The sequence below is a fragment of the Ectothiorhodospira shaposhnikovii genome (genome assembly GCF_047222355.1).
Taxonomy (GTDB): Bacteria; Pseudomonadota; Gammaproteobacteria; order Ectothiorhodospirales; family Ectothiorhodospiraceae; genus Ectothiorhodospira.
This window is the reverse complement of the sequence record NZ_CP178333.1, coordinates 1,515,062-1,529,896: the sequence shown is the minus strand read 5'-3', so window position 1 is coordinate 1,529,896 and position 14,835 is coordinate 1,515,062. Positions and strand designations below refer to the sequence as shown.

Below are 14,835 nucleotides of genomic sequence, written 5' to 3'. Positions count from 1 at the left end.
CATTCCCATGAACAAGACCTACCTGTTCACTTCCGAATCCGTCTCCGAAGGCCATCCGGACAAGCTCTGCGATCAGGTCTCCGACGCCATCCTGGACGCCTATCTGGCGCAGGATCCCAAGGCCCGTGTCGCCGCCGAGACCTTTGCCCAGACCGGCATGGTGCTGGTGGGGGGCGAGGTCAAGTCCACCGCCACCATCGATCTGGAAAGGCTGGTACGCCAGGTGGTGCTGGACATCGGCTATGATCACTCCGACAAGGGATTTGACGGCCACACCTGCGCCGTCCTCAACACCCTGGGCGCCCAGTCCATGGATATCAACCAAGGCGTGGACCGCAGCCGACCGGAAGACCAGGGAGCCGGCGACCAGGGCCTGATGTTCGGCTACGCCTGCAGCGAGACCGATGTCCTCATGCCGGCTCCCATCCACTTCGCCCACCAGTTGGTCCGTCGTCAGGCCGAAGTGCGCAAAAACGGCACCCTGCCCTGGCTGCGTCCCGACGCCAAGAGTCAGGTCACCTTCCGCTACGAGGGCGGCAAGGCGGTCTCTGCCGAAGCGGTGGTGCTCTCCACCCAGCACGCCCCGGATATCTCCCAGCAGGACCTGCACGAAGCGGTGATGGAAGAGATCATCAAACCGGTACTGGGCGCCCGGTGGCTGCACAAGGCCACCCGTTTCCACATCAACCCCACCGGCCGCTTCGTCACCGGCGGCCCCCTGGGGGACTGCGGCCTCACCGGCCGCAAAATCATCGTCGACACCTACGGCGGCATGGCTCGTCACGGCGGCGGCGCCTTCTCCGGCAAGGATCCGTCCAAGGTGGACCGTTCCGCCGCCTATGCCTGCCGCTATGTGGCCAAGAATATCGTCGCCGCCGGCCTGGCGGAACGTTGCGAGGTCCAGGTTTCCTACGCCATCGGGGTGGCCGAACCCACCTCCATCGCCGTGGAAACCTTCGGCACCGGCAGGATCGATGAGCAGCGGCTGACGGAACTGGTGCGGGAGCACTTCGACCTGCGGCCCTACGGCATTCTCACCATGCTCAATCTGGAACAGCCGGTCTACCGGCCCACCGCGGCCTACGGTCACTTCGGCCGGGAGGACCTGGACGTGACCTGGGAGAGGACCGATCGGGCCGAGGCGCTCCGGGCGGCGGCAGGCTGATGCCGTGTCATCCTGCTCCCCATGAGGGGAGCAGGACCCCGCCACCCTACTTGCGGCCCACCGCCGCCTTGAGCGCCGCCGCCAGTGCGCCTTCCGGTTGGGGTTCGGCACGTGCCGTATCCCCTCGCCCCTGATTGCCCTTGCGTCCCTGACCACTCCGAGACTCCCGGGTCGGACGGCCGTTCGCCTCCCTTCCCGGCTCATCGTCCAGACGCATGCTCAGGGCAATCCGCTTGCGCTCGAGATCCACTTCCATCACCTTCACCTTGACCACGTCACCGGCCCGCACCACATCCCGCGGATCCTTGATGAAACGGTCCGACAGGGCGGAGATGTGCACCAGCCCGTCCTGATGCACCCCGATATCCACAAAGGCGCCGAAGTTGGCCACGTTGGTCACCGTGCCCTCCAGCACCATGCCCGGCTGCAGGTCCTGCAGTCGCTCCACCCCCTCCTTGAAGGCCGCGGTACGGAACTCCGGCCGCGGATCCCGACCCGGCTTGGCCAACTCGGCCAGGATGTCCCGCACCGTGGGCTCGCCAAAGGTCTCGTCCGTGAACCGGGACGGGTCCAGCCGCTTGAGGAAGGCCTCGTCGCCAATCAGCTCACGCACGTCCCGACCCGTCTCGGCCACGATCCGCCGCACTACCGGATAGGCCTCCGGATGCACCGCCGAGGCATCCAGCGGATCCTTGCCCCGGGGGATGCGCAAAAAGCCCGCCGCCTGTTCAAAGGCCTTGGCCCCCAGACGGGGCACTTTCTTGAGGGCGGCACGGCTGGCAAAGGGCCCCTGTTCGGTACGAAAGGCCACGATATTCTCCGCCAGCGTGGTGCCCAAGCCCGACACCCGGGCCAGCAGGGGCGCGGAGGCGGTGTTCACATCCACCCCCACCGCATTCACGCAGTCCTCCACCACCGCATCCAGCTTGCGGGCCAGCTGAGCCTGATTGACGTCATGCTGATACTGGCCCACGCCGATGGCCTTGGGTTCGATCTTCACCAACTCCGCCAACGGATCCTGCAGACGACGGGCGATGGACACCGCCCCACGCAGGGACACATCCAGATCCGGCAGCTCCGCCGAAGCCAGGGCCGAGGCGGAATAGACCGAGGCGCCCGCCTCGGAAATCACCACCTTGGTCAGCCCCAGCTTGGGGTTCAGGCGCATCAACTCCCCCACCAGGGCGTCCGTCTCCCGGGAATGGGTCCCGTTGCCAATGGCCACCAGGTCCACCTGGTGCTTGCGGGCCAGGGCGGAGAGGGTTTCCAGGGTTTCCCGCACCTGATTCCGGGGTGGAAAGGGATAGACCGTGGTCGTCTCCACCACTGCCCCCTGGCCGTTGATCACCGCCACCTTGACCCCGGTGCGCACCCCCGGGTCCAGCCCCATGGTGGTACGGGAACCGGCCGGAGCGGCCAGCAACACGTCCTGCAGGTTGGCGCCGAACACCCGGATGGCCTCCTCGTCCGCCAGATCCCTCAGCCGTCGCTTGAGGGCCACGTCCAGATGGATGGACAGCTTGGCCCGCCAGGCCAGGCGGGCATGTCGGGCCAGCCAGGCATCCGCCGGCCGCCCCCGATCCGACAGTTGGAAGCGCCGGGCAATGGCCGCCTCTCCGGGCGAGGCAACAGTGTCTTCCTCACCCCGGGCCTGGGCCTCGGTCCAGGCCACCTCAAGCCGAAGGCACTCCTCCGCCTGCCCCCGGAACATGGCCAGGGCCCGATGGGAAGGCACCTTGCTCAAGGGCTCCACGTGATCGAAATAGTCACGGAATCGGGCCCCCTCCTGCTCCTTGCCCGGCACCACCTTGCTGACCAGAAAGCCCCGCTCCCAGCCGTGGTTACGCAGTTCTTCGATCAGGTCCGCTTCCTCGGCGATGCGCTCCATGAAGATGTGCCCCGCCCCTTCCAGGGCGGCCTCCACGTTGATCTCCTCGGTGGTATAACCGGCGGCCACCGCCTCCGGTACCTGGCCGGGGTCCGCCAGCAGGGTATCCAGCAACGGCTCCAGGCCGTTTTCCCTGGCAATCTGGGCCTTGGTACGGCGCTTTTTCACATACGGGCGGTACAGATCCTCCAGGCGGGTCTTGGTATCCGCCTCGCGGATGGCCGCCGCCAGGGAGTCGGTGAGTTTGCCTTGCTCCTCGATGGCCTTGAGCACCACCTCCCGGCGGGCATCCAGCTCCCGCAGATACCCCAGACGCTCCTCCAGGCTGCGCAGTTGGGCATCATCCAGGCCGCCGGTGGCCTCCTTGCGGTAACGGGCCACGAACGGCACCGTGGCGCCGCTGTCCAGCAGTTCCACGGTGGCCTTGACCTGATCGGAACGGACGCCCAGTTCCTGGGCGATGCGGTGGGAGATGTCAGTCATGGAATCAACACATCCAGGGAAAGAAGTCGGAATGGGCAGAGGATATCAGCATTGACGGCCTGTGGACGTCCCGGGCGGGAACAGGCAGCCGGGTGGATCACAGCGGAATCAGGAAGTCGTGTACTTTTGACCCCGCTCAAGGATTTTGAATGTTTGCAGTTTTTATCACATACCCGTCTGTCTCCCCCACTTGACATCCCATGCTGTCAACGTAGACTGACAACCATGCTCGAATCGGCCGAATATCATCGGTATTCGGTCGAGATGGAGCAAATTGAGGTTTTCAGGATCGGACTCACCTCTCCACCTCCGTGGATCGCCGAGTGCCGCATCTGAAAACAGGGTGATGTTTTTAAGCTGACTGTTTCCGCGTCAGTGGTCATGTCGGCATTGAGCGGCCCGGTCTTCACGCAAGACCCGGTTTAATCATCTTCAGAGGGCGTTATAACAATGAGTGAGTACAGACCCAGCAGTCCCAGCAATCCCCGCGACGACTGGAAACTGTGGCTGGTTGTCAATCCCGGCACTTGGCTGATGCCGATCCTGATGGCTGTCCTGGTGGTTGCGCTGGCTGTCCACGCTGTCGTGTACAGCAACGACAACTACAATCCGCTCACCTACACCGTTTCCGAGTAATCGAGGATCTTGATCATGGAAAACAGCATCTCCGGCCTGACCGAAGAACAGGCAAAAGAATTCCACGAGCAGTTCAAGACCACCTTCACCGTGTTCATGGTCCTGGCTGCCGTTGCTCACTTCCTGGTGTACATGTGGAGACCCTTCTACTAAGAAGGCCCGCAGGTTCGCCGTGCTGAAGTAGCACGACAGGGGCAGAGATGATTTCATCTCTGCCCTTTTTCGTTTTCTTCCAACACATCGTGATTGATGCCGCACATCACGACATATGGCGGCTTCAGTCGCTCAGCAGCTCTTCCCTGATCCTGGCCATGCCGCCCCTGCCCTTCATGCCCTTACTGGCGGCGATCACGGGAATCTTCCTCGCCTTGAGTTCCTCGATGGCCTGCCGATGCATGGCAATTTCCTTGGCACGCATTTTCTCCACCTCTGCCCTCGCCTCCTCCAGGGAGTGAAACCATTCACCACTGTGGGCATATTCCGGCAATGTGAATATCTTGCCCAGATCGTCGAAAAACAGACGAAAGCAAACGGTTTTGCGATCTTCGGAGGTATAGTGGGCGCCGACCTTGACGATGCCCTTGGTCAGCGCCCATTTGGTGACGTAAACCTCCATCACGGTTTCTGCTGCCGGCTGGTTTTCCATTGCTGTCCCGGATTTCCCGTCGTTCAAACATGAAGTGATTATAGGCGCTTTACAGCAGCCAAGGGGCGATGCCCGGCAGCAGAAAGGCGGTCATGATGCCCGCCAAGCTCAGACCAAGCCCGGCAAAGGCACCCGCGGTGGCGCTGATGCCGAAGGCCTGGGCGGTGCCGAAACCATGGGCGGACAAGCCCAGGGCAAAGCCCTTCACCCGATCGTCCTGGATACGCAGCAGACGAATGAGCAGGGGTGACAACAGGCAACCGATGGCTCCCGTCAGCAGCACCAGCGCCGCCGTCAGGGATGGCAGGCCGCCCAGCTTTTCGGTGATCCCCATGGCAATCGGCGACGTCACCGACTTGGGTGCCAGGGACAACAGGGTAATACGATCCGCTCCGAGGGCGGCGGCCACCATGACCGCGCTCACCGCGGCCACACAGGCGCCGGTGAGCCCGGCCACCAGCAGGGGCAGCATCAACTGCCGGATCTGGTGACGGTTCTCATAAAGCGGGATGGCCAAGGCCACCGTGGCGGGCCCCAGCATGAAGTGAATGAACTGGGCACCGTCAAAGTAGGTGTCATAATCCGTACCCGTCAACAGCAGGATGCCGATCAACAGCCCCATGGACAGCAATACCGGATGCAGGACCATGCCGCCGCCCAAGCGCCGGTTGAGCCAGAGGCTGAACTGGAACACCACCAGGGTCGTGGTAAGCCAGAGCAGCGGACTGGCGGCGAGAAAGGCCCAGATGTCGGTGAAGTCTTCATTCATGATTCATGACGCCGAGCCCGCAACCGGATCAGCCCGCTGAGCACCAGCATGGTAACCACCAGCGCCAAAACGGTACTCACCAGCAGCGCCGCCAGGATGGGCAGCCAGTCCCGGGCCACCAGACCGAAGTGCACCATCAGGCCGACGCCCGCGGGCACGAACAGCAGGGCCAGATAGCGCAACAAGGTATCGCTGAAGGCCTTGAGTGCCGGGGGTGTTTCGCCGCGGATCACGAGTCCGGCAAACAAAAGCAACATTCCCAGTACGGGCCCCGGGAAAGGCAGGTCCAGCACCAGCACGGTGACCTCACCCACCAGTTGGCACAGCAGGATGATGATAATGGCTTGCAGCATGATCACACGGCAGCCGTGATGCCGCCACCCAAACCCCGCGCCAGTTCCGGTAATCCCGGAACATCATGCAGCGGAGCCGGCGGCACCATGTCGTTCAGCCGTTCAGGGACACTCCCCCATCCGGCGGGCCGTGATATCCGTCTGCATGGGCATTGTGCCCATGGGGCCTTCCAGTTCGGCATTGACCTGGCCACTGAGGCGGTCGCCCTGGAACCGCATGTCGGCCGTCATCTGAACTTCCATGCCGTTTTCCCGGCAGGTCATGTCATAGCGCATGGTGTCGGCAGTGACCTGAAGATTGGACAGGTCGCAATGTTCACTCAGATCCATGAATTCCGGCCCCCGGGCAACATCGTCCGCGGTGATGCACTGGCGGTTGGTCGTGGTGTGCTCGGGAAAGGCGGTGTTCCCCAGAATGCGGGTGACATTGGTGAATTCCCAATCGCCCGGCTGAATGTTCAGATCCACCGCCAGGGCACTGTGGGAGAGCAACAAGAGGGAGCCGGCAATGAAGGCCGGACGCAGGACACGCATCATGCATGACTCCAGAAGGAACGGACAGGATGGATCATGGTAGCAGCCCGACCCCTGCAGTGGCCACAACCGCATAAATGCAGGTGATGTTATGCACAGACTCAAGATGCCATAAACCATCTGATCAACGACTGTCAACCACTGCCATGAAAAAACACCAAAAACCAATAACTCTATGATTTATTTTGATTTAATAAAATTGATCACTTCATGACCAATTTAAGACAAGCGCCGGAAGGACGGGGCCTGGCGTCGTTTCCGGACATGGTATCCACACACTTACCCACAGCTTCTGTGGATAGCAGCGGTTTCTCGTTGCAGGCGGATGACTTAGCCCCCTTCAGCGGGAAAGCACTTGAGGTAAGTCCGCTATCTGCCTACCAAGGCCTCGCGACGTTCCAGCTGGGCAAAGCATGCCAGCATGGCATCCCGGGCCATCAGGAGTTCGGACTGCAATACGTGCAGTTGCCGCGGCGACGCGCCTGCCTTTTTCCGCTCACCCAGGGACAAAAGCAGCTCATGCACCCTGAGATGGGCGCCCCAAAGATCCGCAAAGGCCTCATGCATGCCGTAACGGGCTGATCCACTGCCGTTGTACCAGCGGACAAAGCGGGTATTGAACAGATCATCCGGAGGCTGATGGGGCTCTTCATGGAGGCTGAGCATCATTCCCTCGAACCAGCGCTGATAGCCGCGCACCGCCACCGATATGTTCAGGTCACCCGTCAGCCCCTCGCCAAGATGGATCGCCAATGCCGGACGCCGTTGCGACCATTGCCGAATCCAGGCAGGCAGCGCCTCCGGGAGCATGGGACGGGCAATGCCGTACCCCTGGCCATGGCGACACCCCAGGCGGATGAGATAGGCCGCCTGCTCCATGCTCTCCACCCCTTCGGCGATGATCTCCTTGTTGAAGGTGGCGGCCAACCCCACGATGCTTTCGACGATATCCAGATCATTGGGGTCTTCCAGCATGTCCATGACGAAGCTGCGATCAATCTTGAGCACATCCACCGGCAGGCTGCGAAAATAGGCCAGGGAAGAATAGCCCGTGCCGAAATCATCCAGCGCAAACCGGACCCCCAGCGTCTTGCAGCGGGCAATGACACTGCCCGCCTGGTAGAGATCGCTGAAGGTGGCGGTTTCCAGGATTTCACATTCCAGGGACTCCCGCGATAACTGGGGATGACGCGCCAGCGCCGCCTCCAGGTAATCGGCAAAGCCCGGTTCCAGAAGATGATCGGCACTGACGTTGACGCTGATATGCAGACGCAGCCCCTGAGCCTGCCAACGGGCCAACTGCTGCAGGGCCTGCTCGATGACCCAGCGGCCCATCTCGGGTTCCAGCTCGCTGCCGCTCAGGTCATCAAGAAAGCTAGCGGGCATGAGTAATCCCCGTTTCGGATGCCGCCAGCGCAACAGGGCCTCGGCTCCGGTCACCCGACCGCTGACCAGATCCACCCGGGGCTGGTAATGCAAAAGGAACTGCCCTTCCCGTAGACCGGTGGCCATGGACCTGATGAACTCCATCCGAGTCTGCTGGCGGCGACTCTGGTCCAAGTCAAAGACGGCATAGCGGTTCTTGCCGGCCTCCTTGGCCTGGTACATGGCCTGATCCGCGTGTCGGATCAGGGTATCGGCGTCATGGTCGTCGCGGGGGAAGAAGGTCACCCCCATGCTGGCGGACAGCCGCACGCAGACACCGTCCAGGATCGCCGGCTCGGCCACGGCGGTGAGCATGCGCTCGAAAAGACGGTGCGCCTCGTCCGCATCATCCAGATGATTGAACAGGAGCACGAACTCGTCCCCTCCCAGCCTGGCCAGGGTGTCATCGGCACGCAGCAGGGTCTTGAGACGCTCTGCGATAACCAGCAGCAAACGATCCCCCATGGCATGGCCAAAGCGGTCGTTGATGGGCTTGAAGCCATCCAGATCCAGATAACAGATCGCCATCGGCGAGAGGTTCCTGCGCGCGCGGGCGATGGCCTGGGAGATACGGTCGGCCAGCAATCGACGGTTGGGCACACCCGTCAGGATGTCGTAGTGGGCCATCCGGTCCAGTTCATGCTGGTGAATCGAGATGCGACGAATAAGGTCATTGAAGGCATTCACCAACTGACCCAACTCATCGTCGGCATGGAAACGGGGCATGCTCAGGGGCCGCAACGGCCCCACCGGCAACAGTCGCGCCTGCTCGGCCAGGCGCCGCAGGGGCAAGGCGACAAAGCGGGTCAAAAACAGCAGCAGAACCGACATGACGATGACGATGACCGTCACCAGCAGGGTCATCACGGTAATCAGGATTCTGGCTTCATCGCGCGGATCCGCCACGCTCATGACCATGACCGGCGTCTGATCGAGGGTCGCCAGGCTCAAGGAACGCCGGGCGATATGAACGGAGGCCTCGCGAATGAACTCGTCACCGGCCTGACCGGCCGGCGGCAGCCGGGGCCAGGCTCCCGACAGCAGGGCATCGGCCGGCAGGGGGCCGACAAAGAGCTGGCCATCAACCATCCAGCCCAATCCCTCCAGGCCGGCCGCCTGCCTGACCCGATTGAACAGGCTCAGGCGGTCGGAAAGGATCACGGCGCCCTTGAGACTGCCCAACCGGCGACCGGTATCCGGATCACGAAAATGTCGGGACACCACCAGCACCAGATGGGGGCGTCCATCCTCATCCACCATCGCATGCAACCGGGCATCCGACAGCCCGCCCTGATGCTCATGCTGACGGGACAACCACTCCAACAGGGCTTCCCGACGGTAGACGGCAAATCCCCCCGCCACCCAGCGGGCTTGGTCTTCGCGACTGATGATCAGACCATCAAAGACACCCTGCAGATCAAACTGCGCCTGACGTAACAACAGATGCTCCGCCAGATCCTGGCGTCCTTCCAGAACCGCCTGCTGCAAGGGACGTAGACGCATGATTTCATGGCTCATGCGCTGGATGCCTTCGATTTCCTGATCCAGGATCAGGGTTGCCAGGGCCGCACTACGGTCAAAGCCGCGCTGCAGTTCCGCCAGCGTGGCCTGACGTGTCCCCTGGATGGTCAACACCACGGCCAGCACACTGAACAGCACCATGCCGCCGCCCAGGGCGGCAACGATCGTGGTGATCAGTGTGCGTCTGGCCATGGGCAGGGTGTTCCCGGTTACCGTTCGGAGACATGTAGCGAAAGGCTGGATGGTTCAGTCGACTCCGATGGCGGACCGGAATAGCGAAAGGCTCGCTGCTTGAGATTGTCGATGACGGCGGCATCCATGTCACGGGTCACCAGCACCATTTCCCCGGAAAATACTTGAGGTACCCGATGGCCCTGCCCCCGCAGATCCATCGCAATGGCCTCGGCCATGGCCACCCCGGCATCATCATTCATACGCATGACAGTGGCCGCCAGCGCCCCGCTAGCGATCAGGGAAAGTTCTTCGATACCACCGCCCCAGCCATTGATCAGCAGCCCTCCTTGAAGATCTGCGCTTGCCGCGGCCGCGGCGGCGCCGAGAGCGATATCGGTGGCGCAGGCATAGATCAGGACCAGATCCGGATAACGCTCCAAGGCATCCTCGGTCGCCCGGCGGGCCACATCCATCCGAAGATGGGTCAGGTAGGTGTTCCGGAGCCGGAGGTCAGGGAAGGCGGCGATTTCCCGGATGAAGGTGCCTCCCCGGGCCTGGCTGATGTAGCCTTCACCCGCGAAGAGCACCACCACGTCCCCCTTTCCTCCGGTGACCTTGATCAGGTGGCGGGCCAGCATGCGCGAGCCTTCGACATGATCAAAACCCACATACAGGAACGGCTGCATGCCGTCCCAGGCCCGCACGGGGGTGGTGATGTTCTGGAGGATGATCTTCGGTCCGGTTCCACCCGCGGAGGACATGGCCAACAACCGCTCGGTCAGGCGATGATGAATGGGCGTATCCAGTGTATAGACAAGATAATCGGGCTGCCCGGCCAGCACCTGACGCAGCTGCTCCGCCTGCAGCACGGGGTCGGTGTCGCCGGGCTGACTGGAATGGACCGCAATGGAGAGATCAAGCCCCAGGGCGTGTGCACGGCGACTGAAGGCCATCAGGTTACGCCGCCAGTAGTCGGAGGCCTGCAGACCGGGATACAGCACGGCCACCCTGGCGACAGGCCGTTCACCAACATCGGCCGGTGGCGGCGAAGGAGCGCTTCCGACCCGCTGGGCGAAGTCGTGGAACAGCACCTTCTGCAGCGGGTAGCGTGCCAGGTAGCTATCCATGTCCCAGTAATGGGGCAAATCATTCGCCTGCGGGCCAGGACCCAAAAGCAGGAGCAGCAGGCTCAGGCTGAAAAGACAAGAGCGACGGTTCATGGAGCGGGCGGGTTCCTCACCGGTCGATCGGCCAAGCATAGCAGAGCCGGGCACCCGCATACCCCCGGAATCGCGCCTTGGCGGCCCACGGCATACTGTTCCCGAACTAGCCCAGCAACAGCATGCCGCCACGCAGCCAGTGAATCAGCTCCCCCGGATAGGGCAGCAACCACACCAGGGTCACGAGGGCCGCCGTGGCCAGCAGGGAACCGGAGGGAAAGGCCGGTTCCCAGATTTTAAGGGCGGATCCGAAGGATCGCTTGATCCGGGCGTTGTTGATGTCCACGCTGTAGAGTTCATCCAGTACGAGATGAATCAAAAACCCGATGAAGAGTGCGATCCCCTGCAGCCAGATGAGCAGGGGTTCGGCCGCCAGGCAATGGAGTCCCAGCCAGATCCAGCCCAGTCCCCACAGACCGCCCACCACCAGGCTATGACACAACCCCCGGTGACGGGTGAGTTTCTGGAACAGGAAGGCGGCGGGATAGCGGATCAGCAACCAGACCAGAAACCCCACGGCGATGGCTTCACAGGAAACGGTCTGCCCGGGCAGGGTGAACAGGGGCGTGGTCTGCATCTGGATCGTCAGGCTGGAGGCAACGATGGCCGCCGCCAGCGCCAGCAGGGAAAACAGCCAACGCTGGGGCCGGCCGCCATCCACGTCAATGTCGGGCAACAGGGTACCCGCCACCAGGAACACACCCAGGACCAGGCTGTCCGGCCAGGAGAGCATGCCGGTGACGGCAATCCCCGAGGCCATGCCCGTGGCAGCCATGCCGGCAACTGCCACATGGGTTGAAAAGTTGGCCATAATTGATTGTTATTACCTAAAACATTAACAATCACGATATCTTAGCATTATGGCTGAATGAATGGACAGTACACCTGCCCGAGTGGATCATTTGCCCGGACGAGGTTGCATGAGTTCGGCGGCATTCTCCCGAATCCACTGCTCGACCCGGGCATTGAGCGCCTTGACATCGCCATCCTCGCAGGCCATGGGCGGCCCGATCCGCAGATGGATGGTGCCTGGATGGCGCAGCAAAGATCTGTGTGGCCAGCAATCACCGGCATTGTGGGCCACGGGCAGCACTCGCCTGCCGGCGCGACAGGCGAGCATCGCGCCACCGGCATTGAAGCGACCCAGTTGGCCGGGGAGCTGACGGGCGCCTTCCGGATAGATCACCACACTGATGCCCTCGTCCAGCCGTTCCTTGCCCGTCTTGAGGATGGTCTTCAGGGCGGCGGTCGGACTGCCGCGATCAATGGCAATCGGTTTAAGCAACGCCAGCCCCCAACCGAAGAAGGGAATGCCGAGCAGCTCGCGCTTGACCACCGTGGCCTGGGGCGACACCAGTAACTGCAGGTAAAAGGTCTCCCACTCGCTCTGATGATTGGACATGATCACGACCGGCTCATCCCGGGGGATGTGTTCGAGCCCCTCCACGCGGACATCAATCCCGTTGAGGGTGCGTAGCAACCATAGGGTGGCGCGGGTCCACAGATTGACGAACCGATAGCGTTGCTCAAAGCTCTGGAACGGCGCCACCAGCAGACACAGCACGCTGTGAACGATGCCCATGAGGTTGTAAAGCAGGAAAAACAGCCAGCTGCGCAGCCGGATATCCAGATCGGGCCGGGGTTGTGGCATGGTTGAGACTCCAGACAGACTCGAATTCATGGTTCGGGTGGTGATCAGATCGGGGCCTGCATGGCGATCCAGGCCTGCCCCAGACTCAGACCGCCGTCGTTGGGCGGCGACCATTGCGGCTTATAGACCCGGAAACCGGCACCGGTCAGCCGCTCCACCAGATCCTGCATCAACACCTGGTTGAGACAGCAGCCGCCACCCAGCACCAGGTCACGAATGCCTTGAGCCTTGGCCGCCTCGATCAGCCAGCAAGCCAGGCCCTGGGCCACGGTGGCATGAAAGACGCCGGCGCCCGCCCCCGGATCCATGCCGTCGGCAAGTCGGGCCAGCAAGGGCATGAAATCCAGCACCCCCTGCTCCATCACCCACCCCCCGGACAGGGGAACTTCCGGGCCGTGGCGGGCGGCCAGCCCTTCCAGCAGCATGGGGGCCTGCCCCTCGAAACGGGCCACCCATTTCACCCGCAGCAAGGCGGACGCCGCATCGAACAGGCGCCCCAGACTGGTGGTGAGGTGGGGATTGCGTTCGGTGTCCATCTGCTTGGGCAAGCCCTGGGCGGCGGCAAAGACCTGATACCGATCAGGGATCTCGTCTGCCCGTCCGAGGGCATGCAGGACCGCGGCAGCCATGCGCCAGGGTTCACGGGTGGCCTGGTCGCCACCGGGCAACAACAAGGGACGCAAATGCCCCAGACGCTGGTAACGGGCGCCGTCGATTCGCAGCAGCTCCCCACCCCAGGCGGTACCGTCATCCCCCAGGCCGTAACCGTCCAGGGCCAGCCCCAGCACGGGACGGTCCAGCTGGTGCTCCGCCTGGACCGCCGCCAGATGGGCATGATGATGCTGGATCCGCAGCAATGGCACATCCAGCACCTTGGCCAGACGCATGGCAAGGCGGGTGCTGTAGTAATCCGGATGCAGGTCACAGGCGATGCGCTCGGGGCGAATGCGCAGCAGCAGCATCAAGTGCTCCACGGTCTCGTCCAGGGCTCGGCAACTGGCGGGACTGTCCAGATCCCCCACATGCTGGGACAAAAAGGCCTGCTGCCCGCGGGTGATGCAGGCGGTGTTGTTATACCAGGCCCCGGTGCCCAGAACACAGGGGCCGGTCCGAGGCATGCGCACCGGCTCCGGCGTGAAGCCCCTCCCCCGCCGCAGAAAGCCCGGACCGGTCGCCGTCATGCGGACCACGCTGTCGTCACAGCGCACCCGGATGTCCCGGTTATGTACCAGCAGAGCATCGGCGATATGCCCCAGCCGGTCCACCGCGCCCTGGTTGGTGATGATGACCGGCTCGCCGAAGGGATTGGCCGAGGTGCAGACCAGCAGCAGGGACTGGGGTTCTTCCTGCACCCAGCGAGTGCCGTCGGGCCGTCCGGCGGCCTCGTGGAACAGCAGATACTGCAGGGGGGTATAGGGAAGCATCACGCCCAGGCGCTGCATCCCCGGGGCCACCCCTTCCAGGGTGGGACGGCTGTCGGGCCTTCGGCGCAGCAGGACAATGGGCCGCGCATAGCCCTTGAGCAGGTGTGTCTCTTCCGGCAACAAGTGCACCAGATCCCGGATCGAGGCCAGGTTGGCGGCCATGATGGCAAAGGGCTTTTCCTCCCGCTGCTTGCGCGCCCGCAGCCGGGCGACGGTGTCCTCGTTGCGGGCATCGCACATGAGGTGAAAGCCCCCCAGGCCCTTGACCGCCAGAATCTTGCCTTCCCGGATCTGTTGCAGTGCCGCCCGGATGACGTCATCCACCGGCAACGGCATGCCGCCGGGGTCCAGCAGGCTCAGCCGGGGACCGCACTCGGGACAGGCATTGAGCTGGGAGTGAAAACGGCGCTGACCAGGGTCCTGGTATTCCCGGTGACAGGCGGCGCACATGGTAAAGGAGGCCATGCTGGTATGGGCGCGGTCATAGGGGATGGCCGTCATGGCCGTGTAGCGAGGACCGCAATGGGCACACCCGATGAAGGCATCGCGGTAGCGGCGATTGCCCGGGTCGAAAAGCTCTTCAAGGCACTGAGGACAGACGGCGGCATCAGGAGTCATGCCGGTGGCAATGGCGCCGCCCACGCTGGGCACGATGGCAAAGCCGCACATTTGCGGAATGGGTTCGAGCGGATTGGTTTCGACCACATCCACGCGGGCCAGGGGCGGCGGATGATGAGCCAGCCGATGCAGGAACTGGTCCACCGCCGGCCGTGGTCCCTGAATCATGAGCTCGACGCCGGCGGGATCATTGCGCACCCAGCCGGACAGCCCCAGCTCCGTGGCAAGCCCATGAATGAAGGGCCGGAACCCGACCCCCTGAACCTGGCCGCGAACCCAGACACGCAGACAAATGATGATGGGATGTTTCTTTGACATAAGGAAAATC

13 protein-coding genes are annotated in these 14,835 nt (G+C 62.9%); 3 read left to right on the top strand and 10 right to left on the bottom strand.

Features of this window, described 5'->3' with window-relative positions; translation table 11 throughout:
- The first annotated feature begins 7 nt into the window (after nucleotides 1–7).
- The gene (metK, locus tag ACLF6L_RS06995) at nucleotides 8–1,165 is read left to right on the top strand and encodes a methionine adenosyltransferase (protein ID WP_238618271.1); all 1,158 of its coding nucleotides are present in this window, start codon (nucleotides 8–10) and stop codon (nucleotides 1,163–1,165) included.
- A gap of 46 nt (nucleotides 1,166–1,211) precedes the next feature.
- On the opposite strand, the gene ACLF6L_RS06990 is transcribed toward metK, so the two are convergent.
- The gene (locus ACLF6L_RS06990; RefSeq protein ID WP_412852647.1) at nucleotides 1,212–3,536 is read right to left on the bottom strand and encodes a Tex family protein; all 2,325 of its coding nucleotides are present in this window, start codon (nucleotides 3,534–3,536) and stop codon (nucleotides 1,212–1,214) included.
- A 450-nt stretch (nucleotides 3,537–3,986) separates the two neighbouring features.
- On the opposite strand from ACLF6L_RS06990, the gene pufA reads away from it, so the two are divergent.
- The gene (gene pufA / locus ACLF6L_RS06985) at nucleotides 3,987–4,172 is read left to right on the top strand and encodes a light-harvesting antenna LH1, alpha subunit (protein ID WP_238618269.1); all 186 of its coding nucleotides are present in this window, start codon (nucleotides 3,987–3,989) and stop codon (nucleotides 4,170–4,172) included.
- Nucleotides 4,173–4,187: 15 nt separating this feature from the next.
- Nucleotides 4,188–4,325 (top strand): light-harvesting antenna LH1, beta subunit, encoded by a 138-nt coding sequence (gene pufB, locus ACLF6L_RS06980; protein ID WP_238618268.1) that lies wholly within the window; start codon nucleotides 4,188–4,190, stop codon nucleotides 4,323–4,325.
- Nucleotides 4,326–4,449: 124 nt separating this feature from the next.
- Here pufB and ACLF6L_RS06975 read toward each other — a convergent pair whose 3' ends face one another.
- The 9 genes from ACLF6L_RS06975 to hypF all read right to left on the bottom strand — a co-directional run bounded on the left by ACLF6L_RS06975 (nucleotide 4,450) and on the right by hypF (nucleotide 14,825).
- The gene (locus ACLF6L_RS06975; protein ID WP_238618267.1) at nucleotides 4,450–4,818 is read right to left on the bottom strand and encodes a hypothetical protein; all 369 of its coding nucleotides are present in this window, start codon (nucleotides 4,816–4,818) and stop codon (nucleotides 4,450–4,452) included.
- Nucleotides 4,819–4,867: 49 nt separating this feature from the next.
- Entirely contained in the window at nucleotides 4,868–5,587 is a 720-nt protein-coding gene (locus tag ACLF6L_RS06970) for an LrgB family protein (protein ID WP_238618266.1), read from the bottom strand.
- Complete coding sequence (locus ACLF6L_RS06965) at nucleotides 5,584–5,940, bottom strand: CidA/LrgA family protein (protein ID WP_238618265.1); 357 nt, start codon at nucleotides 5,938–5,940, stop codon at nucleotides 5,584–5,586. Before ACLF6L_RS06965 ends, ACLF6L_RS06970 begins: the two co-directional genes overlap by 4 nt.
- A 102-nt stretch (nucleotides 5,941–6,042) precedes the next feature.
- On the bottom strand, nucleotides 6,043–6,477 hold the full coding sequence (locus ACLF6L_RS06960; RefSeq protein WP_238618264.1) for a DUF3617 domain-containing protein: 435 nt from the start codon (nucleotides 6,475–6,477) through the stop codon (nucleotides 6,043–6,045).
- A gap of 366 nt (nucleotides 6,478–6,843) precedes the next feature.
- Nucleotides 6,844–9,612, bottom strand: coding sequence for a putative bifunctional diguanylate cyclase/phosphodiesterase (locus ACLF6L_RS06955; protein WP_412852646.1), 2,769 nt, complete (start codon nucleotides 9,610–9,612; stop codon nucleotides 6,844–6,846).
- A gap of 17 nt (nucleotides 9,613–9,629) precedes the next feature.
- A complete protein-coding gene (locus tag ACLF6L_RS06950) occupies nucleotides 9,630–10,814 on the bottom strand; it encodes a substrate-binding domain-containing protein (protein WP_238618262.1) in 1,185 nt (394 codons plus the stop codon).
- A gap of 106 nt (nucleotides 10,815–10,920) precedes the next feature.
- A complete protein-coding gene (locus ACLF6L_RS06945; RefSeq protein ID WP_238618261.1) occupies nucleotides 10,921–11,625 on the bottom strand; it encodes a metal-dependent hydrolase in 705 nt (234 codons plus the stop codon).
- An 87-nt stretch (nucleotides 11,626–11,712) separates the two neighbouring features.
- On the bottom strand, nucleotides 11,713–12,465 hold the full coding sequence (locus tag ACLF6L_RS06940) for a lysophospholipid acyltransferase family protein (protein WP_412852645.1): 753 nt from the start codon (nucleotides 12,463–12,465) through the stop codon (nucleotides 11,713–11,715).
- A gap of 44 nt (nucleotides 12,466–12,509) precedes the next feature.
- A complete protein-coding gene (hypF, locus tag ACLF6L_RS06935; RefSeq protein ID WP_412852644.1) occupies nucleotides 12,510–14,825 on the bottom strand; it encodes a carbamoyltransferase HypF in 2,316 nt (771 codons plus the stop codon).
- Nucleotides 14,826–14,835: the final 10 nt, after the last annotated feature.